Here is a 25,056-nt window from a genome sequence, read left to right as displayed (position 1 = left end):
CCCTTCTGCGACGATCGGCGCTCCCAGGGGTTCTTTAGACGCGAAGGGAGCACAACATGCGCAATCTGTGTATGGGCGTGACGGCAGTGATCGTGTGCGTGAGCGTGAGTGGAATGACGGCGGCGGGACAGGGACGGAGCTTTTCAGGCACCTGGGTCGTTGACGCGGAAAAGACGATGGAGGCGCGTCGCGAGGCGATGAGCAGTTCTCCGACCGGTGTCATGGTGGCCGGCGGCGGAGGCGGCGGCCGGGGTGGCGCCGTGGTGTCGAGCGGCGGCGGCGCTGGGGGCGGCACGATGGTGGCCAGTGGTGGTGGCGGCGGCGCAGTCGTCGCACGCGGTGGCGGTGCTGGTGGGGGCACGATGGTGGCCAGCGGCGGTGGGGGCGGCGTTGCTGTCGCCGGTGGTGGCGGTGGTGGTGGAGGCCGCGGTGGCGTGATCGCAAGCGTCGGCGGGACGCCGGCGAACGCCGAGACGATCATTGCGCTGGACTCATCCACGTTCTCGATCGAAATCGGCGGAGTGCGGACCGCCTATCCACTCAACGGTTCAGATGTGGTGGTGCAGATGCGCGGCGCCGAAGGCCGGGCACACGCCTCATGGGCCGGCGACAAGCTCGTGATTGAAACGACGATGGACACGGCCAATGGTCCGGTGGTGAACCGCACGTCGTGGTCCATCGAGGGCGATGCGCTCGTGCGCGAAACAGCGTCGAAGACGTACTACAAACGCAAGTAGCTACGAGATTCACTACCCCCACAGCCCGACGGCGGCAGAGATGCGGCCGTCGGGACTCATCTGAAACACGTTCGTGCCCCGGCCCCGTGGGGTTCCGTCGCTGGCCACTGCGGTCCAGTTCGCGACGACCGTGCCCTGACAGTGGCGGACGTCGCCGTCGCGTTTCAGGCGCAGGCCCGGCATGAATCGCTGCGCCGCCGCAATGTGCGGCAGGAGTTCGGCCAGGCCATCCACGCAACTGTACTGATCGCGAAACTGCACTTCGGACACGGCCACGTCTGACAACATCGCTTCGCGCGCGGCGGCATCCGGCTCGGCCCAGGCCGCGAACCACGTATCGACCTTGTCGGCGGCACCACTGTGCACCACGCCGGCCACCACATTGGCGAACAGGGAAAGCTGATACCGCCAGCCCTGAATGTGTTCATCACGCGCCGCCTCGGTGGCCAGCGCATGATGCAGCGTCACTCGTGTGGCGCCCGCTTCGCTCTCGCAGGAGATCGTCACGCGTGATGCGCCAAGGGGCATCGGCACGCCGCTGGCGAAGCCGTACGAAAACACAATGCGCCGTGGCGCCTCGATCTCGAGCACGGTGCCGCCAGCCTCGATGCCGTTGGGATGCCGGATGTACACCTGGCCGCCGACGACCGGGTCGATGGTCGAACCGGCGCCCCACCAGGTGGCCCAGCGAGATGAATCCGTGAAAAACGAAAACACCGTGGCGCGCGGGGCGCCAATGAGAATCGACCGGTCAAGGGCGAATGGCAACGGGGCAGCAGTCATGAGCGTGTCCTTTTGCGCGAGGCGGCGCGTGGCCCCCGGCGCGAGTGTTCGAGTTCCGCCAGCAGTTTGAGTTTCCAGAGGCTGTCGCTCCACATGCGTTCCAGGAGCGGCGCCATGGGCCCGCAGGCCTTCCGGTTGGCGCGATACCGCCGGTACCGGCCATCCACCCGGCTGTCGAGCAGCCCGGCCGACACCAGCGTGCGCAATTGCAGCGACACGGCGCCGAAGGTGACGTCGCCAAGTGCCTGGTGAATGTCCCCGGATGCCAGTTCCCGCCGCCACGTCAGGCGCAGGATTTCCTGGCGCCGGGGCGAGGCCAGGGCGGACAGGACGGGCGCGGACAGCCTCACGCCGTGACTTTAGATCAAACTAAAATGAGAAGTCAACGGGGCAGCTCGCGCAGCCAGCCGCGCACTCGCTCCTCCCACTCGGCCTGCCGGGACCTGTGCGTGCCGTGTATGGTCTCGCGGTCGTACTGCGCCTGCACCGCCGCATCACCCACCAGATATGGCGCCACCAGACGGTCGCGCACCTCGTTGGGCAATTCGCAGGGTGACTTCAGCGCCGCCAGGCCCTGCCGCGCGCGTCGCGCCTGCACCTCGCTCAAATCGAAGTGGGTGCGTTCGTGCTGCAGGGTGCGGTCGGAGGCTCGCTCCAACAAGTGCGCCGACTTCACCCACGACCGCGCCGGCAGGAAATACGACTGCACACGAAACGTGAATCGTCCCTCGTCGCACCGGGCCTCAGAGGTGATGGAATAGGCCGTCATCGCGGCCGCAGTGCTCGCCATGTTGGGCTTGCCGCGAAAGTCGGACCAATCAACCACGCGCGCCGGAGACCACGCGAACGCGTCCGACATCACATCCGCCGAGGCGGCGGCGAAATCGATCGCGCCAGGCATCTGCACCGCCGGGCCGGCACAGGCGGCGGCCAACAGACCGGCACACAGAGCCAGGACAAAGCCGCGCCCTTGAGACCCAGGGCGCGCTACGAAACGCGGGAATGCACGCAATCCAACTGCCCTTCAGCGCCCTTGAAGGCGTGCCAGCAATAGCGCTCGGGCGCGTGTGAGCGAGGGCAGTTCCCTCGTGTCGGCTGAGACGACGGCGAATGTGGAAACCAGAAGGTGGCGCACATTCTGGTCGGCCGCGCGCTCGGCAGCAGACGGCGGCGTGGTTCTGGGCGGCGGAGAGAGCGCCTTCAACCAGGCGGTGAAGGCAGCCTCGTCGAAGTCGGGCCGGGCCGTAATCGACAGGACCGCCCTGGCCAGCCGCTCATCTTCGCCATCCACCAGCACCGTCTCTACCGCCCGGAGTTTGGCGGTCAGCGCCGAGAGGATCATCGCCTGCTGCTCCACCCGCAAGTGCCGGCTGCGCGCCAGGAACTTGAGGAGGTCCGCGGTGTGGGCCACCGAGTGCAGCCACCCCATGGTGCCGTCAAAGCCACGAACGTCTTTCTCGTTCTTCAAATACTCGAGCGCCGCGGTCAGGAGCCCGTCGAACTCGTCGCGCTCCAGATAAGCGGCTTCGTTGTCGAGAATGGCCAACACGCCAAGCGACAACGCTGAAAACGATCGGCGCAACACGGTTGGCGTTCCCTGCTCTCCGATGCCGCCCCGAAGAGCCATCGTCCACTCACGCAACAAGCGCCGGCGCTCCTCGACCGGCACAAGGCGCTGGCGGTACAGCCACTGGGTCAACGTGGTGTACGCGATGTCATCGCGCACTTCCGGGTCGGGCGAACCGAGCATCGCGGTGAGCTCACCGAGCAACACAGGCAACGCGGCGCCCGCGGGCACGGCGAATTTGTCGGTGGCAATCTGCCGCCAGAACGCTTTGTCATGGCCGGGCGTCGCTGCACTGGCTGCGGCCGCCCGTGCCGGCACCTGATTCCCGGCGATCCACACTGACGCAATCGACCGGGTATTTCGGATGTCCTCGAGGGGATTGCGATCCAGCACCACAAAGTCCGCCCACGCCCCTGGCGTTATGGTCCCCACGTCGCTGACCCGCAGCGCGCGCGCGGCGTCACTGGTCGCCGATCGCAGGACCTGAGCCGGCGTCAACCCCGTCGCCGCCATCATCGCCATCTCGACGTGTTCGAAGTAGCCCTGGAACCGCTCTGGAAACGGACCCGAATCTGTCCCCATCACCACGAGCAGGCCCGCATCAGCGGCGGCTTTCAGGTTGCGCTCTGCTACGACGAGTGCGGCCTTGTAGGCCTGCGCGCTCTTCGACTGCTCCATCACGCGCTGGCGCGCCGGCTCCTTGAGCCGGGCCACCATCGCTGGGTCTGCCTCGGTCAGGAAAAACGGCTCGTCGAAGAAGGCGGGCGTCGATTCGTACACAAACGTCGACAGCTCCCGCGTCAGTGTCGGGCAATACGGCACATTGGCCGCTTTCATCAGCGCGATGAACTCCGCGTCAATGTCTTTGTCGCGAACGGAGTGCGCAATCATGTCCACGCCCGCCCTCAGCAACGCCTTCGCATCGTCCAGATAAAAGATGTGCGCGGAAACCCGCAGGCCGCGCTTGTGGGCTTCGTCGATCACCGCCTGAAACACCTCGGGCGGCATCTTCCGCGCCGTGCCGAGGTTGTCGTCCACGCGAATTTTGATCATGTCCGGCTTGAGGGCGGCAACGCGCGCCACCTGCCCGCGGGCGGCGTCGGGCGTGGCGGCGGTGACGATGTCGCCTGAGAGGAAGATGCGCGAGCGATCCAGTGGAACGGAAGCCTGGCCCAGGCGCGCCGTGAATGCAGGCGCCTGTTCCCCGCCCAGGCTCAATACGCTGGTGATGCCGTACCTGGCGAACACGCTCAGCTGGCGCTTCGTGTTTTCGTCGGTGTAGGCACGCGCTTCGGGCCCGGTCACATCCGAGACGTGCACATGAGTAGAAATCAGGCCCGGCAGCACGAAGCGTCCACCAAGGTCCACGCGCCGTGCGCCCGTGGGCACGGCAATCGATGCGACCGGCCCTACCGCAGCCACTCGGCCGTTACGCACCATGATGGCGGCGTCGGAGACCCCTGGAGTGGCGCCGAGCTGAATCAGACGAGCATTGCTGAATACCGTGACGATGTCGGTAGGGGTCTGCGCCGGCGTGGAAACCCCGGTGGCACCAAGGGCCAGGAGGACGGCGAAGAGAAGGCGTGTTCGACCAGTCATGGTGTCCTCAGGAAATCGCGAGCATCCGCTCGAGTGCCAGTCGCGCGCGCGCCTGAATCGCCTCGGGCACCTCAATGACGTATTGCGTCTTCTGCAGGGCCTCAAGCGTATCTTCGAGCGTGATCTCATTCATGTGAGGACACCGAACCGAGCACATCCGCAGCATCTCTTTGTCCGGGTTGGAGGCGGCCACATTGTCGCCCATCGAGCACTCCGTCAGCAGCAGGTAGCGGGGAGCCTGCGTCTCTTCCACGTACTTGATCATCGCGGCGGTGCTGCCGGTGAAGTCCACGGCGTCCACCACGGCGGGACTGCACTCCGGGTGCGCGAGAATGACGGTATCGGGGAACTGGCGGCGCACGTCCTGCACATCCTGCACGGTGAACTTTTCGTGCACTTCGCAACGCGCGGTCCAGCCGATGAGGGTGTGAGTGAGGTTCGGCTCGTTTGTCGCCGGCCGTGCACGGGTTGGAAAGATGATCTGGCGCCCGGTGGCCCTTGCCACGTTCGCGGCCAGGTATTCGTCGGGGAGGAAGATCACGGCGTCGGCGTTGAGCGACTCGACGACCTTTGCGGCGTTGCCAGACGTGCAGATGATGTCGGACTCGGCCTTCACCTCTGCAGAGGTGTTGATGTAAGTCACCACCGGCACACCCGGGTACTGCGCTTTGAGCGCACGGACATCTGCGGCGGTGATGCCATCCGCCAGCGAGCAGCCCCCGTGGGCCGATGGCAGAAGCACCGTGCGGCTGGGATTGAGGATCTTCGCGGTTTCGGCCATGAACCGCACGCCGCAGAACACGATGATGTCCTTGTCGGTCATGGCGGCTTGCCGGCTGAGTTCGAGCGAATCGCCACCGACGTCGGTGATGGAGTGGAACAGCGCCGGTTCCATGTAGTTGTGGCCGAGGATGAGGGCGTTGCGCTCGCGCTTCAGCGCGTTGATCTGCGCGGCAATGCCCGCCTTGTACCGCAGTTCCACATCGGGCACCACATCGCGAAGTCGCTCGCGAAGGTAGTGATAAATGTCGTTCGCCGACAGGGCGGCGGACGGAGTCAACGTTGCGTTCATAACACCTGAAGACTGAGATCGAGCGCGCGCACGGAGTGCGTCAACGCGCCGACGGAAATAAAAGCGACGCCCGTATCAGCGTAGTCGCGGATGTTGTCGAGCGACACACTGCCCGACACCTCCAGAGGCACCCGTCCGGCGACAAGGGCGACGCACTGGCGAACCTGCGACACGGTCATGTTGTCCAGCAGGATGCGGTCTGGCGAAAGAGCGAGGGCCTCACGCACATCGGACTCTGTGCGGCACTCGACTTCTCGAGGTAAGCCGGCGTGCGCACCACGGCTGACACGCGCCAATGCCTCTGTGATCGAGCCACACGCGTCGATGTGGTTGTCCTTGATCAGGACCATGTCGAACAAACCCATCCGATGATTGTGCCCTCCGCCGGCCCGAACAGCCAGCTTGTCGAGCAAGCGCAGCCCTGGCGCAGTCTTTCGGGTGTCGAGGATGACCACGCCGGTGCCCTGGACGCGGTCCACGTGCGCGCGGGTCAGCGTGGCAATGCCCGACATCCGTTGCAGAAAATTGAGGGCCGTACGCTCACCGGCCAACACCGCGAGCGCCGGTCCGCTGATGTCGGCCACGAGCTGACCGGACTCGAGCCGGTCGCCATCGGACACACGCGGCTCCACCAGCACAGCCGGGTCCAGTTGCGCGAACACCTCGGACATCACCGAGAGTCCCGCAATCACGCCCGGCGCCTTCGCCACCAGACGCGCACGGATCGTCAACTCAGGCGGAAGAGTACTCAGGCTCGTCACGTCGCCGGAGCCGACGTCTTCAGCCAGCGCCAGACGGACGATGCCGGCCACATCAGGAGCAGTGAACATCCTATTTCTTCGTTGCGCGGTCGATAAACTCAGCCACGTTCTTGTGAAGCGCCACCCGGTCTGCATCCTGCAGATACATCATGTGGCCCGACGGGTAGTACTTCATCGTGATTCGTTTCTGAATATCCTCTGACACGCCGAGGTGCCGGAAGGTGAACTCAGTGGGCGCAAACGGCGTAGCCATGTCGTAGTAGCCGTTCTCCACCTGCACGAGCAACTTCGGATTGGTGATCATCGCCTGGGCCAGGTCCCGCTGGACATTAGGTGCTGGCGGGAACCCACCGCCAGCCGCCGCGCGCGTCCAGTTCCAGCCACCACCAAGGCGGGTGTTTCGGTAGACGCGGTCGCGACCGAACTTCAGCTCCTCGTGGTTGTAGTGGTTGACGGCCGCGGTGTACGCCCCGCCGACGGCAGCGTTGAACGGATCGGACTCGGCGTTCTCAGTCAGCAGGTTGAAGGTCGACGACGTAAAGCGCGCATCGATACGGCCCGCCGTCAGGCCGCGGCTGCGCATGAGCTCTGCGTTGAACTGGCCGAGCTTGACGCGCAGGTTCGCCCGCATCAAGTAGTCTTCGCCCAGACCGGTGAACGCCGAGAGCTTCTTTGCCACGGCCGCCTTTTCTGCCGGCGTCAGTTCGTCGCCTTTGAACAGCGCAGCGGCGTACTCGGTGGCGGCAAAGCGGCGAGCATCCTCCAGCAACACCTCGAGCGACGCAGGCCGGTTCGCAAGGACCTTGAAGTAATACGCCACGGCCGCATAACTGGGCAGATAGTGCACGTACACCCGATCGTCACCATCGGCGAACGTGATGGTGGACAGGTCCAGCACCGACGAGATCAGGTTGACGCCATTCAGATGCACGTTGTGCCGCTGCTGCAACAGGTTGGCGAGCACCGCCGATCGGAACGTGCCGTAGCTTTCACCAATCAGGAACTTCGGCGAGTTCCATCGACCATTCCGGCTGAGGTACGTGACGATGAATTGCGCGAAGGCGGCGGCGTCTTCATCGACGCCAAAGAAATCGGCTTCCTTTCCTTTGCCGGCCGCGCGGCTGTAACCGGTGCCCATCGCATCGATGAACACGAGGTCGGTCTTGTCGAGCAACGTCTCGGTGTTGTCGACGATGCCGTATGGTGCAGGCGGCGTAAACTCGCCGTTTACGGTGACGACGCGCCGCGGACCAAAGGCGCCCATATGGAGCCACATGGACGCCGAGCCGGGTCCGCCGTTATAGACGAACGACACCGGACGCGTGCTGAGGTCTTTCACGTCCGACCGTGTGTAGGCCACCGAATACAACAGTCCGGTAGACTCGCCCTCTGGGGTGGTCAGCATGGTGGTGCCGGCCGACGCCTTGTAGGGAATGGTCTGTCCGCCGACGCGAATGGTGTGGTCGGTGACGGACCAGGATTCTGAAGCCTCGCTACCTTGGGCCGGCGGCGCGGGCTGCGCCGGTGGTGGCGCTTGAGCGGCGACAGGCTGAACGGGTGCCGCCACGCCGGCGGCAAAGACGAAAATGGCGGCAAGCAGGAGATGTCTCATGTCGGCAAGGTTACTAGAAATTTCGGTGCGGGCAGCGCGCACGATCGTGTTGCCGGGGTCAGCAGACTTCTTCGTGGCCGACGGGGCCGCGGTGTGGGTCACCAACAGGGGCCGGATCGAGAAACTCGATATCGACCATGACGGCCCCGTGGCCACCGTGGCCATTCCCTCGCCGTGTGGCGTGATGGCCCTTGGATTCGGCTCCGTGTGGGTGGCGAACTGTCGCGACGCGTCCATCTATCGTGTGGATTTACTGACCCTGTCAGTGACCGCCGTGATTCCCACGGGCCTGGCCGACTCCGAGGGCGAACTGAGTCTGGCCGCCGGGGCTGGGTCGGTGTGGGTGCTTTCTGATCGGGCAGGCGTGCTCTCGCGCATTGACCCCGCCACCAATGAAGTATCGGCCCGCATCGCCGTGGCTCCTCTCTCCTACGCCGCGGCTTTCGGCTTCGGCTCGGTATGGATCACCAACACCGGTGACCCGGCATCGTCTCGCGCAGGCACCGTGCAACGAATCGATCCGCGTACGAACCAAGTGGTCTCGACCATTGCCGTGGGCCCAACGCCCCGGTTCCTCGACGCCGGCGAGGGTGGCGTGTGGACGCTCAATCAGGGCGACGGGTCGGTGAGCCGGATCGACCCGGCCACAAACACGGTCGTCGCCACGATCATGGTGCCGGGCGCTGATGGCGACGGCGGCGATATCGCGGTTGGCGCCGGCCGCGTCTGGGTGCGCGCGACAAAGACGCTGCTATCGGTGGTTGACCCGGCCACCAACGCCGTCACCGAACAGTTCGGACCGCCCGCAGGCAGCGGCGCGGTGCGCGTGGCCGGCCGCCACGTCTGGATCTCTGCGCACGACGTCCAAACGGCGTGGGCCATTCCAGTAGACTAGCGCGCATGCTTCCCGACGACTGTTGGCTCGTCACCGAACGGCTCGCCCTCCGACGGATGACGCATGACGACCTCGACTGGCTCGCCACGCTCTACAGCGACGAAGAGGTCACGCGGTATCTCGGCGGCCTGAAGACGCGCGACCAGGTCGAGGACATGCTGCGCACGAGGGTCATCGAGTACTACGACACCCATCCAGGACTCGGCATGTGGATGACGGTCGAACGCGCGAGCGGACAGGGTGTCGGATTCCACCTGATCAACAACATCCAGGGAGAAACGATCATCCAGATCGGATACGGATTGGCGAAGTCCGCGTGGGGCCGCGGGTATGCGACCGAGATGGCGTCTGCGCTGATGCGGTATGCCTTCGAAGATCTCAAACTGCCGCGCATCGCGGGCATGGCGAGTCTGCCGAACGTGGCGTCGCAACGCGTGCTGGAGAAGATCGGCCTCGAGCGTCGCGGTGAACGCTCGTTCCCCCATCCGGCGTACGCCGCTGGCGGACCGTTGGCGTGGTTCGAGCGAGAAGCTGACGCATGGCTCGCCGAACGGCAACCACCTACTGGAGGGAGTTTCGCGTGAACCACCGAGCATTGACATGGCTCATTGCGCTCGCTCTGTCGGCCGGGACGTTGGTCGCGCAAAGCGGCCAGCCGTCGCAGACCCCTCGCGCGACTGGGCTGCTTGCGGGCCGAGTGGTCGACGCGAAGGGTGAAGCGATCGCGGGTGCGGTGGTCGCTGTGCGCAACGACAGCGTGGCTCCAGGGCCGCGCCCTGCGCCTGTCGGCCGCACGGTGCCAGTCCGCACGAATGCCGAAGGCAGGTTCGTGTTCACTGAGGTGCCTGCAGGCAACTATCAGCTGGATGTCACCCGGGCAGGATGGCTCCCGGGCCTGCTGGGCCGCCGGCGTCCGGGCGGCCCCGGCCTCGCTGTGGCCATTGCCGACGGACAACCCCGCAACGACTTGATCATCACCATGTGGCGCCCCGCGATCATTGCCGGCAGGGTGATGGCCGACAATGGCGATCCGCTCGTGGGCGTCGAGGTGCGCGCGATCCAGATGGTGCACATCGCCGGCCGTCGGCAAATGAACATCCCGCAACGCCCTCAAACGCTGGCGCGCCAGATCACCGACGACCGCGGCGCCTATCGGTTTTCGGATCTGATGCCCGGTGAGTATCTCGTAGCCGTGCTCACCAGCGTGTTGTCGGAGCCCCCCGGATTTGCGGGCGCCATTCGCGCGGCCAACGCGACGCCGCGCGCGTATTACCAGACGATGACGGCGACGGGCGCGGCGCCGATCGTGTTCGATCGAGCGACTGGTGTTGCAGCGGGCGGCCGCGCACTGGTCGATTCGCTCTCGGGCCTTTCGGGTGTGCCCACAACGGAAGATGCGTGGCTGGCCTATCCCACCACCTACCATCCGTCAGCCATGACACACAGCGCGGCCACCATCGTCCGCGCGATCTCCGGTGAGCCACTGACCGCGGTCGATGTGACTGTGCGCATGGTGCCGACACAGCAGGTGTCGGGCGTGCTGACGGGACCCGAGGGGCCCGCGCCGTGGCACGCCGTGCATCTGGTGCCGGCAGACACAGGCGATGTGCCGCTCGTGGACGTCGGCACCGCTGTGACTGATGGCGAGGGGGCCTTCACTTTTTATGGCGTTCCGCCGGGGCAATACATCGCTCGCGTTATCCGCGTGCCGTGGCCCGGCCAAGGGCTTGAGCTTGGCGTGGTGGGCGGAACCGGCGCCATCCCTTACATCTCGGCATTTGGTCGCGGGCCAAGCGGCGGGCCGCCTGCTGCGCCCGCCGAACCACTCCTGCACGCGAGCCAGTCCGTGATCGTGGCCGACCGCGCCGTGACTGGCATCGCGCTCACCCTGAGCGAAGGACCGCGCGTGCGGGGCCGCATTCTGCTGGAGGGCACCGGTTCGCCACCAACGGCCGACCAATGGCGAGGCGCAAGTATTTCGGCCGTCGCCGCGAATGGCCGCGAGGACAGCGCTTCCTTTCCGAGCCCGTTTTCTGCTGCGGGACCATTCGCCACTCCAAGCCTGTGGCCAGGCAAATACCTCTTGCGCGTGAACCCGCCGCAAGGCTGGACCTTGCTTGGCGCCGCCCTTCAGGGCCGTGACATTTCGGCGCATGCGATCGACGTCACGACAGACATCGATGGCGTGGTCATCACGCTGACAAACCGGGTGCGGCGCGTGATGGGCGCCGTGCAGGTCCAGGCTGGCATGCGCGCCAGCGATACGGTGGTGCTGATGTTCCCCGTCGATCAGGCCGAATGGATCGACTACGGACGCACCAACCGGCGCGTGGCAAGCGCCAGAGTGGAAGAGACCGGAGCATTCTCGCTCGCGGCGCCGCCCGACGGTGAATATTTCCTTGTGGCCATCCCCGAGGCAGAGTCGGACGACTGGCAAAACCCGGCCACGCTCGCAAAACTCGCTGCGCTGGCCGATCGTTTCCGTATGCAAGGCGATGGACCAACCGCGCTGTCGCTCCGGTTGCGGAGGAATCAATGAAGCGCTTCCTCCTTCCCATTGCCTGCCTGCTGTTGGCGCTGCCCTGCCTCACCGTCGTCGCCGCCCAGGTTCGCGATGTGGCTAAGCCGGTGCCGCCACCCACCGGCAAGGCTCGAATCAGTGGCATCGTCAGAGACCAAGCCGGTGAACCCGTGCGACGCGCCAATGTGAAGATCAGCGGCGATATGCGACTCGACCGGATGACGATGACCGATGAGCAGGGTCGATTCGCGTTGTCCGACCTTCCAAGTGGCCGGTTTTCCGTGACTGCGAACAAGGCCGGCTACCCGCCGGTGTCCTACGGAGCCAAGCGGCCGTTCCGGCCGGGCGCAGGGATCTTCCTTCAGGAGGGAGAACACGCGGCCGACATTGCGCTGGTGCTGGCGAGAGGTGCCGTGCTGACCGGCACGATCTATGACGAGGATGGAGCGCCAATGCCCGGTGTGCCGGTGATGGCCTGGGAAGTGCGCACCTCGCTGGGCGGGGAGCGAACGCTCGACTATGCCAGCCCTGAACCCGTCACGTATGTCACTGACGATCGCGGCGCCTATCGGGTGTACGGGCTGGCGCCCGGAACCTACACCTTCGGCACCTCGTGGTACTTCGGTGCGCAGTTCTTCGACGTGCGCACGCCGACTCCTGCGGAACTGCGCGCGGCGTTCTCGCCAGCCCAGTCGCTGCGCCCGATCCTGACGCCGCCTCCAACGCCGCCGGCGCCCGAGCCAACGCGGTACAACTACGCCCCGGTGTTCTCGCCAGGCGTGCTGGACCCACTGTCGGCGGACACGTTCACGCTCAAAGCAGGTGAGGAGCGCACCGGTGTCGAGCTCCGTATGCAGTTCCAGCCGACGTCGCGAATCGAAGGCACGATCGTCGATCCTCGCGGGGTGCCAATCGACGTGCAACTGAGCCTGACGCGGCGGAGTGCCGTGAAAGCGTTGAACAACACGCAATCCGGTCCCGGTCACATCGACGACAAGTTCAGGTTCAACAGCCTGAGTCCGGGACTCTACACGGTGACCGCAAAGACGCGCCCCGGGGGCTCGGGGGCGGTGATGTGGGCGGTGGCCGACGTCTCACTGGTCGGCGGCGAACCCACGGCAGTAACCCTGACGCTGCTGCCCGCAGCCACCGTCGCGGGCCGGGTGGTCTTCGAAGGTATCGATCTGGCGCAGCCGCCAGACTTGTCTCGCGTGACCGTGAGGCTGGTGGATGTCGGACCCGCCGCCGGGAACTCTACAAGCGCGACGCTCGATGCCGCTGGATTGCTGACCGCCGCCGGTGTGGTGCCGGGGCGCTACATGGTGAGGGCCGCCGTTCCCGGCGCAGTGCCCGCCTCGGGACCCGCATGGACCGTGCGTTCAGTCACAACCGGAGGCCGCGACGTCACCGACGTGGGATTCGACATCACCGACGGCGGCCTGAACGACCTCATCGTCACGTTCACTAGCCAGGTGTCGGAACTCTCCGGCGCGCTGACCACGCAGTCTGGTGCGCCCGAGACCGACTACTTCGTGATCGCGATCCCGGCCAATCGTGACTACTGGATGCCCGGCTCCCGCCGCATCGTAAGCACGCGTCCGGACGCGAAGGGCCGCTATGTCTTTCGCGGCCTTCCCGGCGGCGAGTACCGCATCGCCGTCACCACAGACCTTGTGGCGCGCGACCTTCAGGAGATGAACGTCATCGCACAGCTCGCCGCCCAATCGATCCCGGCCACCATCGCCTTCGGCGAACGCCGCGTCGTCAACATCCGCACGCCGGAGAAGTAGGGCCGCGGCGTTGAAACCCACGCCGCGCTACGAAATGCGCGCCAGCACTCCTCGTAGGGCGACCACTCCCTCCTCGTAGGGCGGCCCTGAATCTCAAGGCCGCCGTTCCAGGTGCTCGCGCAAGAGCGCGAGGTTGCGGGTGTTGGCTTTGAACGCGATGTCGAACAGGTCGCCGACGATGGGGATTGCGCCGAAGAGGAGGTCTACAAACATGTTGGCCACCATCTGGGCCACCATGGCTTTCGGCAGTCCGTATTGCAGGCTGTTAAGGATGATCGCGCCGGCGACGGTGGCCGAGACGACGTCACCGGCGTACGGGATAAGGCCGAGGAGCGGGTCCAGCCCGATGCCGCCGACAACCGGCAGGCGGACTTCTGAATCCATCAGCCGCGCCGTCCGCTCAAGCCGCGCCAACAGAACGGCCTTGGCCTGGTCCACATTGATGCCTCGCGCTGCTGCGAGGTCCTGAATTTTCCGGCCGGCGGCCGCACTGGCCTTGCCGGCGCGGGCAATATGCGGCTGAGTCACCGCCCGCGTGACCGCGCTTTCGATGTGCACGGCCATCTGGGCTGACACGCGTTCCGCAATTCGAATGAACGCGAACCGGACAACAAGGTAGGCGATGGCCACAAGGGCCACAAACAGAAGCAGGCCCCCCAGCAGGTACAACAGGAGGGATTCGGACATCAGGATGCTTCCAGCCTCAGGCCAAGCCAGGCTGCGGCCTCGACCGGGGCCAGGACCCGAACGGGCGACCCGGCGAAGTCGCGCGTGTTGCGGGTGATGATGGCCGCGCACTTGGCGCGCTGGGCGGCCGCGGCGGTGACCGCGTCTTCAAAGTCTGGCCAGCCCAGCGCATTGGCCGCTCGAATCACGCTGTCGTCCACGGTGGCCACACCGAACACGGATAAAAGAGCATCGGTGGTCTCGCGGGCCATACGCGGCGCAACCGCTTTGGCATTCAAGTAGTGGATGGTCGTCACCGCGTGTGCGGAAAGGAGCCCTTCCGCCCGCCCCTCTTCGATCGCCGCCCATACGGCTGAAGCCGAGGCCACATGAGGGCGCCGATCGAGTAACACGTCCAATACGAGGTTGACGTCGATCAGAACGCGCGTCACTTGTACTTCTTGGCGAGGTACTTCCGGTAGTCGGCTTTGGATCCTCGCGCCAGGCTGCCACGCAAACGCGTCAGCACCGGCGGCGCTGATCCCTCGTCCGCCGACCTGGCCGACACCATGTCGAGCATCGTTTCAACGAGGCGCGACACCGACGTCCCCCGCGCCTCCGCGTAGCGCTTCGCGTTGGCCACAACCCCGGCGTCCACGCTGAGGGTGAGTTTGTGCATACGTATGAATGTATCACATTCATACGTATCACACTACCTGGCCACGGCCTGGTCGTAGGCTCGCAACGGTCGCACCCAGATGTTGCGATACCGCACGGGATTGTTGTGGTCCTGCAGCATCAACGGCCTCTGCGCTTCATGCGGCGCGTAGGTCGCCACGTTGCGATACACCGTGGCGCCCATCACTTCCTTGCGGTTGTGCACAATCACCCCATTCCAGAACACGGTCTGGTAGGCGGGCTTCACGAGCTTCCCATTCTCGAACGTCGGCGCCTCGAAGATGATGTCGTAGGTCTGCCACTCGCCGGGCTTTCGGGCCACGTTGGCCAGCGGCGGCCACTGGCCGTAGATTGAGCCAGCCTGTCCGTCGGCGTACGACCGATTCTCGAAAGAATCCAGCACCTGGATTTCGTACAAGCTCATCAGGTAGATCCCGCTGTTGCCGCGACCCTGGCTGTTGCCGACCACCACGGTTGGCGCGGCCCACTCCACGTGCAGTTGCACGTCGCCGAAACTCGCGCGGCTGTGCAGCGATCCCGATCGGGCGCCAGTCTCGAAGTACCCATCACGCACCGGCCACTTCGGCTCCAACAACTGGCCTGCATTCGCACCAGTGCCGCGCTGCGCCCACTGGGAGAGGTCTTTGCCGTCGAAGAGAACCGTCGCGTCAGACGGTGCCGCGCCAGGTGTGGCGCCCGGTGTCACCACCGGTGGATTCGGTCGCGCCGGGTCGTGCACACGCCACGGCTGTCCGGGCAGCATCGGCGTGTCCGTAAATCCGTCGTCGGCCGCAGTGCGCGGTGGCACGCCTCGTTGCGCCACGACGACAAGTCCGCCGATCGCGATTGAGACAATAGCGACGGCCACACTCGGCCGAAGGAAGTGACGACGGGTGGTGGTGATCATGGGGTACTCCTGAGCTCGAGGTGCGGGTCGCGGGAAAGGCTGACAGTCGATCGCGCAAACACGGACTCTGGCAGAAGTCGCACCGCCAAATTCCGCATCGTCGTAATCATCATGCTATGCGTGGTGGTGACCCGCGCCAGGCGCGGGCCCAATTTGATGAAGGCTCGTGTTCGCTGGGATCGCACGGCTTCGTACTGGCGGAGCGCGTGATCGATGGGCTGCCGGCCCGCCAAGGCCAGACCAAGCGCCACGGCATCCTCCAGGGCCTGCGCCGCGCCCTGTCCCGTGTGCGGCAACACCGGATGCGCGGCATCACCCAGGAGCGTCACGTGACCGACACCCCAGGTCGGCAGCGGATCGCGTTCGAATAACTCGTCGTACCTCATGTCTTCAGGTCCTGTGGCCGTCAGAATCGCTCGCAGCGGCGGCTCAAAGGCTGCCGTTCGCGCGTGCACCACGCTATCCGCTGTGGGTGCCGGGCCTGCGTCCCGTGTCAGCAGCGACATGTACCAGTACACGGCATCGCTGCCGGCACGCACCGTTGCCACCTCAAGTCCATCGTCAAAGTACCCGACACCGGAAAGGTCACCCAGTTGGCTCGTCACGCCGTACGCCACACCACGGACGGCGGCGAAGCCACTGGCGCGTGGCGGCTGCTCAGCAGGATGAAGCTGGCGCCGGACAGATGAGTGCACACCATCGGCGCCAATCAGTACGGCGCCGGCCTCCGTGGTGCCATCGCTGAGCGTCAGCACCACACCATCCTGGGTTTGCGTGAACGATACGGCCTCGCTGCCCAATCTCAAGGACTCGGGACCGACAGCGGACAACAGTGCGCCGTGAAGATCAGGCCGCAGGGCCACGACTGAAGGGCCGCCCACCTGAACATTGAGTCGGCGAAGGACGCGGCCGTCCGTGCGGCGAATTTCGACGTGTGCCGTGGGTGCCGCACGGCTGGTGACGGCCTCGGCCACACCAAGTTCGCGAAGCGCGGCCAGCGCGTTGGCCGCGAGGAGGACACCAAACCCCAGTTCGCGTGGGCTGTCTGCGCGTTCGAAGATCCGCACGTGCCAGCCGGCGCGGCGCAGGGCGACACCTGCCGCAAGTCCGCCAATGCCGGCGCCGACGATGAGTGCGGTGCGAGCCACGGCCGAGGCGTGTCTAGTCGTCCGAGATCTTGCTCATCATGTCGCCGCCGTTGAGCCCTGGCGTGTCGCCAAACCCGGACGCGCGGCCGGGCGACTTCGGCGCCACGATGTTCAGCCCGACCGAAGCAACCCCGCGGGTCCCACCCACCACCGTGTCCAATTGGTCTTCCGGCAATTCCTGCTGGTCGTCCTTCTTGGTCTCGTTCTCACTCATTGGACCCTCCGATCACTCGACCGTGCTGGCACCGAACGCTGGGGCCGCGAGGCAGTTAGCATAACGCCAGTTTTGGCCAACCGACACCCGCAATCGCCCGCGAGCTGGCAGCACACGCGTCAACGACAGGGTAGGATGGAGGACCTCTATGCAAATTTCTGAAGCCATCACCCAGCGCCGATCCATCAAACGTTATTCCGATCGCCCAGTGTCACGAGAGGAAGTCGAGACGGTCCTCGCGGCGGCGGTGCTCGCGCCCAACCACAGGCTGACGCAGCCGTGGCGCTTCTACGTCCTGGGTCCACAAGCCCGTCACGCGTACGGCCTCGTCCTCGGCGGGCGGAAAGCCAAAAAAATTGAAGACCCCATCGCCGCGCAAGCGATGCGCGACACGGTCGCGGAGGAGCACCGGCGCCTTCCGTCGATGATTGCCGTCGCGGTCGTGGACAACGAGAACCCCGAGATTCGCGAAGAGGACTATGCCGCGGTCATGATGGCCGTGGAGAACCTTGCCCTCGCGGCCGTGGAACTGGGCCTCGGCACACACATCAAGACAGGCGCGATCATGGCCGACCCTGCGGCACGGGCCGCGGCTGGTGTCCGCGACGGCGAACGCATCGTCGCCATTCTCAACCTGGGAGCGCCGGCGGAGGTGCCGGCGGCAAAACCTCGCACCGCCGCGCCGGCACTGACGACCTGGCTGGATTGAGCCCGCGCGCTGGCCTGAAAGCCCTGCCAGAAAAACGAAAGGACATCCTTACGTGAATAAGGATGTCCTTTTCGCGACGTCTTCAGGCGCTCACCCCTGCGTCAGTGGGTCGCTGAGCGACGACCGCCAGAAGGCGGCAGGAGCAGGGGTCATGAGCAGTGACGTCTTTCGTCCTTCGGTGGTGCACCTTCCGCTGAGGTTGCCATTCCCTGCTCACCTCCTGTTTCCGAGGCCGACCCGCGAGCCTCTTTCCGTCGGCAGACGAACGCTGGGTCTACCTCGAAATTAGACCTCTGCCATCTCAAAGTCAAGCATCGGCTACGTCCACCTCGTCGGTGTGCGAACTAACGCGTCTTCCGCTCCGCGAGCTGCTTGAAGTCCAGCACGTCGTGCTCGATCGCCTTCCTGATCTTCCCGGCCATCGTCCACCCGAGCGGCGACGCGAGCATGGACGTGAACGTGTGCGGCGCCAGACTGAACGCGATCGTCACGCAGGTGCCGGCGCCGGCTGATGCGAATTCGAAGTGCGTGTCCATCCGGGTGCCGTGCACGTCGTTCGTGATGGTGTAGGAGCGATTCAGCTCGAACGCCGTGACTTCGAGTTCCTCGGTGACGTCACGCCCGAGCACTTCGCGTGTTTCCAGCCACCGCGAGCGAAGGCCGAACGGCCCAGCGGTCAGCATTTCGATTTTCTTGATCCCGGTGACCAGCCCGGCGCAGTGATCGAGGTCGGTGAAGAGGGAGAAGACGCGGTCTACCGGTGCCGCAATCTCATTGGTGACGCGGATCGCAACCATGGTGCCACCTTTCCTTCGGGAAGACGGAAGGATACTTGGATCAGGATACCACCTGACGTCATTCGTCGCGGGCCCGACATCAAGCCGCCCTGTGGGTCAGTCCGCGCGGATCGCCGAGACGGGATCGATGCTCGCGGCCCGGCGCGCGGGGACGAAGCTGGCAAGGGCCGAGACGACAACGAGGGCCAACATCATCGGAATGAAGGCCAGGGGGTCGAAGGGCGAAATGCCGATGAACAGCGACCGTAGCGCGTAGGTCAGCGGCAATGTGATCGCGAGCCCGGCCAGCGCGCCCACCATCACCAACCGCGCGGCCTGGCGGACTACCAGCCTCGCGATGTCTGCCCGCGACGCGCCGATGGCCATGCGCACGCCGATTTCCCTCGTGCGCAGTGACACGACGTACGCCACGACGGCGTACAGACCCGCCATGGCGAGGAGCAGTGCCACGACGCCAAGCCCTCCGGCTGCCAGGCCCATGTAGCGAATGGGACTGGACTCGCGCCGCAGACGATCGAGCACCGTGGTGGACTCCAATGACGCGCCGCGCGGTTCCAGCGACGAGAGAGCCTGGCGCAGGGGTGCACCGAGAGCCGCCGCGTCGTCGGCCCGCAGATACATCGTGAACTCAAATGGGAGTGTGGCGCCAAGCGGGATGTAGATATCCCGATCGGGATCCGGCCGATCGGGTCGCTGGAACCCGTTCGGAACCACGCCGACGATCTGGGCGTCCACCGGAGGGATATCGACTTGCCCGCGCTGAACGACCAGGCGCTTGAGCGTCAGCATCCGGCCTACAGCCGGACGGCCGTCCGCTTCGAGCAGGCGCGCAAGTTCCGCATTCACGACAATCGCGGCTGTGCCGGCATCGGCAGCTGTCAGGGTGCGCCCGGCAATGGCCAACGCGCCCACCGCGTTGAAATAGTCCGGTGAGACTCGCTGTACGCGCGCAAACTGCCTGACCTCAGGCGTGTCGCCCACGTTCTGATACCGCCACTCCTCTCGCGCAAAGATGTCTGCGTTGCTTGATGCCGCAACCGCTCGAACGCGTGGATCCGCTCCCATCCGATCGATCAGCTGTTCGGCCAGTCGCTTGCTCGCCGGTTCGTCGAGTTGAGACTGCTGGAGATTGACGGTGGCCAGCAGCACTTCGCTGGCGTGGGCGGGTATGAGCTCCGCCATTCGCAGGAATGTCCGTCCGAGCAGCGCGCTCACCACAAGCAGCGTGAGCGAGAGCGCAACCTGGACCGCGACCAGCGTGTGACGCAGTCGTGTGTGCGGGCGGGCGCCTGATTGAGGTGTCTGCTTCAGACCCGCGAGTTGCAGCCGCGATGCCACACGCCAGGCCGGAGCCACACCCGAGACAAGACACGCCACCAGTGCCAGCACGGCAGCCACACCGAGTACGCGCCAATCGGTCTGAACCGGAAGCGGGAACAGACCGGAGACATATCTCAAGAGCACGTGCGTGCCCAGCCACGCCGCACCGACGGCGCCGATGGCGATCAGGGCCGACTCAAACGCTAAGAGCCGGACGATACGGCCCCGCGTGGCACCCAGTGACAGGCGCACCGACAGTTCCCGCGTCCGCTCCAGCGATCGCGCGAGTTGCAGGTTCGCGACGTTCGCGCACCCGATGGCGAGCAACGCGAGCGGGCCTGCCAGCAGCATTGCCAGCCCTGCGGCGATGTCGGCCGTGTCCTGAATCCCATGGCCCAGTGGTGTCGCCATCGGGGCCAGGTCTTTGTAGGGTCCGGCCGCCTCCATCTGCGCAAGGGACACCGCCAGGTCTTTCTCGACCTGCGCGCGCGTGGCCCCGGCGGCGTGTCGGACGGCGACGCCAACAAAGGCCTCGTCTTTCATCCCAGGCCAACCGCGCGCCAGAGACAGCGGCAGCCACAGTTCGAGCGGCGTCCACCCCTCCGACAGATTCGAGATGTCCGTGCCTGGAAACCCCGACGGCGCCACGCCGACGATCCGCAGATCGTGGCCGGCGATGGTGACCACACGTCCAAGCGCATCAGGTGAGCCCCCGAGATGCAGTCGCCAGAACCGCTCGCCCACCACCGCTGCCGGCGTCTGTCTCTCCTCGTCACCTGACGTCAGCAGTCTGCCGGCGACGGGCTGCGTGCCTAGCGTCTTGAAGTAGTCGCCCGAGACGAAGGCGCCGCTGGCGTTGATGACCTCGTCGCCGACACGCACGGGGAACGTCTGATCGATGTGGCCCGCAACCGACGCAATGGCTGGTCCATGGGCGCGCAGGAAGTCGAAGTATTGCGGGCGAACCGCGTTCATGTAGATCGGGCCGCCGGAAGACCTTCCACCCGGCCCGCCAGGTTCGGCACTGACCATTGCGCGGATGAACACACGCGAGACGCTGCTGCGGTCATCGATGCCAGGGAGTGGACCAAACAGCAGTGTGTTGAGGAGGGAGTACACAGACAACGTGGCCGCGATCCCCACCCCCAGGCACAAGATGGTGGTGACGATGTGGCCGGGGGATCGTCGGAGCTGGCGGAGCACACTTCCCGCATCTGCGGCCCATCCACCGCCGACAACAGATCCATGAGCGCGGTCACGCCGCGGCCAGTGCTCACGGATGGCGACGATCAGAATCGCCGCGACCTCCTTCACCCAGAGACTGATGCGGCCGGCGAACGATGCGGATGCGCGCTGCTCGGCGAAGACACGCGAGATGTCCGCGCCGTACCGAGCGCGATGACCACGCGGCATCAGCCGCAGCAGCATGCGGTGCAGCCAGGTCATGACCGTTTCCTGGTCGCGAGTGATGTCCCTCGTACGGTCCTGAGCAGCCGCTCGAGGCGATCCGCTTCGAGCTGGGCCGCCTTTCGTCCGCCCGCCGTCAGCTGGTAATAACGTCGCGCCCCGCCAGCTGGCGCCGCATCGTCGGGTCCGTCGATTTCTTCGATCCAGTTCTTGTCTACCAGACGCGCCAGAGCGTCGTAGAGCGTGCTCGCGGTCAGGTGAATCTCATTGTTCGTGCGTTCACGAATGTCCTGAATCACTGCATACCCGTGCCGCGGTTCTCGCACTAATGACACCAGAATCTGGAAGACCTGCGGCGAGAGTGGTGCGGGATGGCCGTCCCCGGTCTGGCGATACTTCATGCCGTCAGACGGTATACCGTGTGACGGCGAACGTCAAATGGGGCGACGCGCCAGGGCTGAACGAATATCCCACGCCACCAGCACGACAAGTGTCGCCGCAAGTGATTGCGTCGGAATTCCGTAGCGGGCGTTTTCTCCAAACTCAGCAAGGGCCTGCAGCACTGAAGCGCCCATCACGACGCAGGCTACGATCACGGGAATGGGTAGGCCGGCTATGCCCTTGAGTCGCCGCGCGACTGCACTGATCAACACCCAGGCACTCGCAAGAATCGCGAGCGCATTCATCGTCAGAACGAGCACCCGTTCAACCCGCCACACGGATTCAACAGCTCTCGCAGCGCCGGGCACCGAGAACTGATTGGAGCGCGTATAGAGCGGGGCCGCCCAGAAACGCGCCCAGGATTCGGCGACGCTCCTGAGGTACACGGCCGGATTGTTCACGAACAACTCCAGCGAGAGCTTCGTCAATTGCCGCGACAGGTGGACGTTGTCCAGCCCTGTCTTTTTCAGCATTTCACCCCGCGCGCTGAAGATCGTCATGGAATGGCTGCCCGTCTTTGCGATCTGCTGCTCCCGATATTTCAGGTAGATATCCCGGATCGTCGCATGCTGGTCGCCGGCTCTCTCCATAAAGGCGCCGCTGTGATTCGTCAGGTTGTACCCCGTCATGGTCGACAGGCCGAAATGATCGATCGTGACCTTGTTGAATGCCGCCCAACCCAGGACCGGAATCAGAAACGCCACGCCAAGACTGACCGCAACACGCCTGGCGTCCCGTTCGAAAAGCCACACGAGCAGGGCAAACAGCGGGCCGACGTAGACATAGACAACCCGGGTCAGCGTCACCACGGCCGAGACGACGCCTGCGGCGACACCGTACGCAGGCCGTGGACCATTCTTCAGGGCGCTGACCAGACACGCGACTGACAGCACCACAAGCAAGGTGCTGAACGTTTCGCTCAGGATGTTCGCCTCAAAGAACAACTGGTTCAGCGCGAGCGAGTGCAACAGCCCGGCGGCAAGTGACCAGGACGCGCTACCGGTGTGAATAAAGCAAATCCAGAACAGGAGAAGTGAAATCAGAACGCCCATCGCAGACTGCATGAGCCATACGGCAAACACGTCCTGACCCGCCAACAGCAGAAGAAGTGAATAACCCGGCGTCCGTACTCCGCTGTAATCGCTCAGATCGAAATGACGGAGCTGCGACGCCAGAGTGAAATACATGTTGGTGTCCGGGTACACCACCGGCTGATACACGAGGAACATCCCGGCCCTGACCGTCACTCCAATGACCGTCAGCAGCACGAGGGCTCGCGCTACAGAGACGGCATGACGGGGCTCTGGCAGCGGCATTGGCTCGCAGAGTTTACGGCATCTCGCGGGCCGGCCCCGGTCGGGCGCGCCACCTACGGCTTCCCGAAAAGTCCCTGCCTCGTAGCACTTCAGACTCAGGCCGGTCTCGCTGTTTCAGCCATCCAGGCAAGAAGCCGCGCCAGTCTGGCCTCTCGGTGAGATGTTTCGTGCTGTTCGACAATCGGCATGACCATAAGCCTTTGCGTGCTTGCCAGATCCAGCACGTGCCGGTGGATCATCGCGGCTGCTGGTGTCTGACCGATTATCCTGGGCCGGAAAACGGACCGCGCCAGCAGCCGCGACTTCTCCGCTCCGCTCAGCAGCCTCTGAGACTCCTGGTCAAGGATTATGATTCCGCCAATTGGATAGCTTTCGTCAGCGGCACGGTTACGCGGCCGAACCAAGAGCTTGCCACGGACATCTTCGGGGATTGGCCGCGTGCAGTGGTGGTCGATCATCCCGGCGACTTGCGGATAGAGGCGCATGGCGGGCCGTCCCCGCGTGGCCAGCGGCAGCCCCGCTTGCCAGCGCAGCACTGTCAGGTCATCAGCCAGGAGTTGCGCCCCTGCGCCGACCAGTTCGGCGGCCAGGGTAGACTTGCCGGCGCCGGAGGCGCCACCGATCAACACGGCACGGCCATCCAAGACCACACTGGACATGTGCAGAGGCAGCAGTCCCCGCCAAGCCAGCATGGTGGCTGCCACGGTGCTGTAAAACGTTGCCGGAAGCGTGCCGCACCATTGACTGCCCGGCAGAACATTGATCACCCCGTTTGTGAAGGCGTCAAATACCGCTTCGTCCTCCCAGCGCAGACGAAAGCCATCGTCTGCCAGCTCCATCCGCGGGCTGACCCGGCGCAGCCTGCGTTCGCCCAAAAAGGGGACAAGCCGTACGTGAATGGTCCCGCTGCCCTTGCATGGCGGTGCCGTATCAAAGAGGTCCAACTCCAGATCGGCCTGCCAATCGGTGCCAAAGCAGCGCCCGCCAAAGCACCCCAGTGCGGTCACGCCGGTGAGCCTACCCAGGCTTCAGTCCATTGATCCATGCGCTCAGACACTTCAATTACCTACATTATTGCGGAACATCGCGAATCGTCGCAGAATGACATCGTTTGCTGTTGCGCTGCCGTTGCGAGGCCACCATGAAGCTTTCGAGGGAGCTGTTCCCCGACGTCGTCGAGGCGGTGAAGCCCGAGACCGAGCCATATCGGTTGTGGGATTCCTGCGTGCCGCAACTGTTCGTCCGCATCCAGCAACGTGCGAAGGCTCGGCAGGCAGGCACTGACCGATCGGCGGCGGGTAGCCGCATGCTCGGATAGCCGCCCGTGCGCGTCGAATATCTCGAACTGCTCAAACGCACCCTTACGAATTTCACGAACCTCGGGGGGGCCGATTCGTTTGAAACGTTCCATGCGATTCGCTATTGCGACCCCAAACGGGGCGATTGGCTGATTGAGCCAGTGGCCCGTCCGTTGACTTTTCTATCAAAAGGGCAGCTGGATCTTATCGAAGTGCTCTTGCTTGAACTCGAGCAGCGCAAAGTTCCAGGGGACCTGATCGAAGCTGGTGTATGGCGCGGTGGTGCAATCATCTTCATGCGCGCATTGCTCAATGCCTATGAAATCGAAGGGCGATGCATCTACGCTGCGGATTCATTCTGCGGGATTCCGCCGAACGAGACATTCCGCCATGATCCCGTTGATAGCTGGTCGAACCGTTGGGTTGCCTCGATCGAGGAAGTGAAGGCCAACATCGCGCGGTTCAATCTGCTGGATGAGCGAGTCGAATTCGTGCCGGGCTATTTTGCTGACAGTCTGGGCGCACTGGCGAACAAGCGCTTCGCCATGGTTCGGCTGGATTCGGACGCGCACGATTCGATCATGACATCACTCGAACAGCTCTATCCTCTGCTCACGCCAGGCGGAGTCTTGATCATTGACGATTGGCACCTGATCGGCTGTCGCTTCGCAGTCGAGGAATTCCGCAAACGCCACGCGATAGCCGGGGAAATCGCGGTGAAGGCAGGCAATGCCTACTGGTTCAAGCCGGATCGGGAAGAGGGAGAAAATGCAGGGACCCGGACGGGCAACGCATCAGGCTGACGGGCGGTGTGTTTT

At 64.8% G+C, this 25,056-nt stretch carries 26 protein-coding genes; 8 read left to right on the top strand and 18 right to left on the bottom strand.

Going from position 1 to position 25,056, the window contains the following annotated elements; genetic code table 11:
* Positions 1–56 precede the first annotated feature (56 nt).
* Positions 57–737, top strand: coding sequence for a hypothetical protein (locus IPL75_06965; protein ID MBK9239996.1), 681 nt, complete (start codon positions 57–59; stop codon positions 735–737).
* Positions 738–749: 12 nt separating this feature from the next.
* Here the strand turns inward: IPL75_06965 and IPL75_06960 are convergent, their stop codons facing one another.
* The 7 genes from IPL75_06960 to IPL75_06930 form a co-directional block, all read right to left on the bottom strand.
* Entirely contained in the window at positions 750–1,520 is a 771-nt protein-coding gene (locus tag IPL75_06960) for an SRPBCC domain-containing protein (GenBank protein ID MBK9239995.1), read from the bottom strand.
* Positions 1,517–1,870 (bottom strand): winged helix-turn-helix transcriptional regulator, encoded by a 354-nt coding sequence (locus tag IPL75_06955; protein MBK9239994.1) that lies wholly within the window; start codon positions 1,868–1,870, stop codon positions 1,517–1,519. The genes IPL75_06960 and IPL75_06955 overlap by 4 nt, the downstream gene beginning before the upstream one ends.
* 32 nt (positions 1,871–1,902) lie before the next feature.
* On the bottom strand, positions 1,903–2,454 hold the full coding sequence (locus IPL75_06950; protein ID MBK9239993.1) for a hypothetical protein: 552 nt from the start codon (positions 2,452–2,454) through the stop codon (positions 1,903–1,905).
* A 90-nt stretch (positions 2,455–2,544) separates the two neighbouring features.
* Complete coding sequence (locus IPL75_06945) at positions 2,545–4,686, bottom strand: DUF2785 domain-containing protein (protein ID MBK9239992.1); 2,142 nt, start codon at positions 4,684–4,686, stop codon at positions 2,545–2,547.
* Between the two features lie 7 nt (positions 4,687–4,693).
* A complete protein-coding gene (nadA, locus tag IPL75_06940; GenBank protein MBK9239991.1) occupies positions 4,694–5,758 on the bottom strand; it encodes a quinolinate synthase NadA in 1,065 nt (354 codons plus the stop codon).
* Positions 5,755–6,588, bottom strand: a complete 834-nt coding sequence (gene nadC, locus IPL75_06935; protein ID MBK9239990.1) for a carboxylating nicotinate-nucleotide diphosphorylase — start codon at positions 6,586–6,588, stop codon at positions 5,755–5,757. Before nadC ends, nadA begins: the two co-directional genes overlap by 4 nt.
* Position 6,589: 1 nt before the next feature.
* A complete protein-coding gene (locus IPL75_06930) occupies positions 6,590–8,131 on the bottom strand; it encodes a peptidase S10 (protein MBK9239989.1) in 1,542 nt (513 codons plus the stop codon).
* A gap of 25 nt (positions 8,132–8,156) precedes the next feature.
* On the opposite strand from IPL75_06930, the gene IPL75_06925 reads away from it, so the two are divergent.
* Genes IPL75_06925 through IPL75_06910 form a run of 4 tightly spaced genes read left to right on the top strand, consistent with a single transcriptional unit; the run spans position 8,157 to position 13,337 of the window.
* Positions 8,157–9,026 carry a YncE family protein gene (locus IPL75_06925; GenBank protein ID MBK9239988.1) on the top strand — a complete coding sequence of 290 codons (870 nt, stop codon included), beginning with the start codon at positions 8,157–8,159 and terminating at the stop codon, positions 9,024–9,026.
* A 5-nt stretch (positions 9,027–9,031) separates the two neighbouring features.
* A complete protein-coding gene (locus IPL75_06920) occupies positions 9,032–9,610 on the top strand; it encodes a GNAT family N-acetyltransferase (GenBank protein MBK9239987.1) in 579 nt (192 codons plus the stop codon).
* Positions 9,565–11,565, top strand: coding sequence for a carboxypeptidase regulatory-like domain-containing protein (locus tag IPL75_06915; protein MBK9239986.1), 2,001 nt, complete (start codon positions 9,565–9,567; stop codon positions 11,563–11,565). Before IPL75_06920 ends, IPL75_06915 begins: the two co-directional genes overlap by 46 nt.
* Positions 11,562–13,337, top strand: a complete 1,776-nt coding sequence (locus IPL75_06910) for a carboxypeptidase regulatory-like domain-containing protein (protein ID MBK9239985.1) — start codon at positions 11,562–11,564, stop codon at positions 13,335–13,337. Before IPL75_06915 ends, IPL75_06910 begins: the two co-directional genes overlap by 4 nt.
* 93 nt (positions 13,338–13,430) lie before the next feature.
* Here the strand turns inward: IPL75_06910 and IPL75_06905 are convergent, their stop codons facing one another.
* The 6 genes from IPL75_06905 to IPL75_06880 are packed head-to-tail and all read right to left on the bottom strand — an operon-like array spanning position 13,431 to position 16,950.
* Positions 13,431–14,024: a DUF4112 domain-containing protein gene (locus IPL75_06905; GenBank protein MBK9239984.1), complete on the bottom strand. Its 594-nt coding sequence runs from the start codon at positions 14,022–14,024 to the stop codon at positions 13,431–13,433.
* A complete protein-coding gene (locus tag IPL75_06900) occupies positions 14,024–14,455 on the bottom strand; it encodes a PIN domain-containing protein (GenBank protein MBK9239983.1) in 432 nt (143 codons plus the stop codon). The genes IPL75_06905 and IPL75_06900 overlap by 1 nt, the downstream gene beginning before the upstream one ends.
* On the bottom strand, positions 14,452–14,682 hold the full coding sequence (locus IPL75_06895) for an antitoxin (protein MBK9239982.1): 231 nt from the start codon (positions 14,680–14,682) through the stop codon (positions 14,452–14,454). Before IPL75_06895 ends, IPL75_06900 begins: the two co-directional genes overlap by 4 nt.
* Positions 14,683–14,715: 33 nt before the next feature.
* The gene (locus IPL75_06890) at positions 14,716–15,588 is read right to left on the bottom strand and encodes a DUF1080 domain-containing protein (GenBank protein MBK9239981.1); all 873 of its coding nucleotides are present in this window, start codon (positions 15,586–15,588) and stop codon (positions 14,716–14,718) included.
* On the bottom strand, positions 15,585–16,736 hold the full coding sequence (locus IPL75_06885) for an FAD-dependent monooxygenase (GenBank protein MBK9239980.1): 1,152 nt from the start codon (positions 16,734–16,736) through the stop codon (positions 15,585–15,587). The genes IPL75_06890 and IPL75_06885 overlap by 4 nt, the downstream gene beginning before the upstream one ends.
* A gap of 13 nt (positions 16,737–16,749) precedes the next feature.
* On the bottom strand, positions 16,750–16,950 hold the full coding sequence (locus IPL75_06880) for a hypothetical protein (GenBank protein MBK9239979.1): 201 nt from the start codon (positions 16,948–16,950) through the stop codon (positions 16,750–16,752).
* 148 nt (positions 16,951–17,098) lie between these two features.
* Here IPL75_06880 and IPL75_06875 point away from each other — a divergent pair, with 148 nt between their 5' ends.
* Positions 17,099–17,659: a nitroreductase gene (locus IPL75_06875; protein MBK9239978.1), complete on the top strand. Its 561-nt coding sequence runs from the start codon at positions 17,099–17,101 to the stop codon at positions 17,657–17,659.
* A gap of 344 nt (positions 17,660–18,003) precedes the next feature.
* Here the strand turns inward: IPL75_06875 and IPL75_06870 are convergent, their stop codons facing one another.
* The 5 genes from IPL75_06870 to IPL75_06850 form a co-directional block, all read right to left on the bottom strand.
* A complete protein-coding gene (locus tag IPL75_06870; GenBank protein MBK9239977.1) occupies positions 18,004–18,456 on the bottom strand; it encodes an SRPBCC family protein in 453 nt (150 codons plus the stop codon).
* Positions 18,457–18,552: 96 nt separating this feature from the next.
* Positions 18,553–21,222, bottom strand: a complete 2,670-nt coding sequence (locus IPL75_06865) for an ABC transporter permease (GenBank protein MBK9239976.1) — start codon at positions 21,220–21,222, stop codon at positions 18,553–18,555.
* Positions 21,219–21,584: a helix-turn-helix transcriptional regulator gene (locus tag IPL75_06860; GenBank protein ID MBK9239975.1), complete on the bottom strand. Its 366-nt coding sequence runs from the start codon at positions 21,582–21,584 to the stop codon at positions 21,219–21,221. Before IPL75_06860 ends, IPL75_06865 begins: the two co-directional genes overlap by 4 nt.
* A gap of 33 nt (positions 21,585–21,617) precedes the next feature.
* A complete protein-coding gene (locus IPL75_06855) occupies positions 21,618–22,940 on the bottom strand; it encodes a glycosyltransferase family 39 protein (GenBank protein ID MBK9239974.1) in 1,323 nt (440 codons plus the stop codon).
* 95 nt (positions 22,941–23,035) lie between these two features.
* Complete coding sequence (locus IPL75_06850; protein ID MBK9239973.1) at positions 23,036–23,947, bottom strand: hypothetical protein; 912 nt, start codon at positions 23,945–23,947, stop codon at positions 23,036–23,038.
* Positions 23,948–24,081: 134 nt separating this feature from the next.
* Here IPL75_06850 and IPL75_06845 point away from each other — a divergent pair, with 134 nt between their 5' ends.
* Positions 24,082–24,258: a hypothetical protein gene (locus IPL75_06845; protein ID MBK9239972.1), complete on the top strand. Its 177-nt coding sequence runs from the start codon at positions 24,082–24,084 to the stop codon at positions 24,256–24,258.
* A gap of 6 nt (positions 24,259–24,264) precedes the next feature.
* Positions 24,265–25,041: a class I SAM-dependent methyltransferase gene (locus IPL75_06840; GenBank protein MBK9239971.1), complete on the top strand. Its 777-nt coding sequence runs from the start codon at positions 24,265–24,267 to the stop codon at positions 25,039–25,041.
* The last annotated feature ends 15 nt before the right edge of the window (positions 25,042–25,056 follow it).

Source organism: Acidobacteriota bacterium, assembly GCA_016716905.1.
In the GTDB taxonomy this organism is placed as follows: Bacteria; Acidobacteriota; Vicinamibacteria; order Vicinamibacterales; family SCN-69-37; genus SYFT01.
The sequence above is the reverse complement of the archived record's forward strand: the minus strand, read 5'-3'. Positions and strand labels throughout refer to the sequence as shown.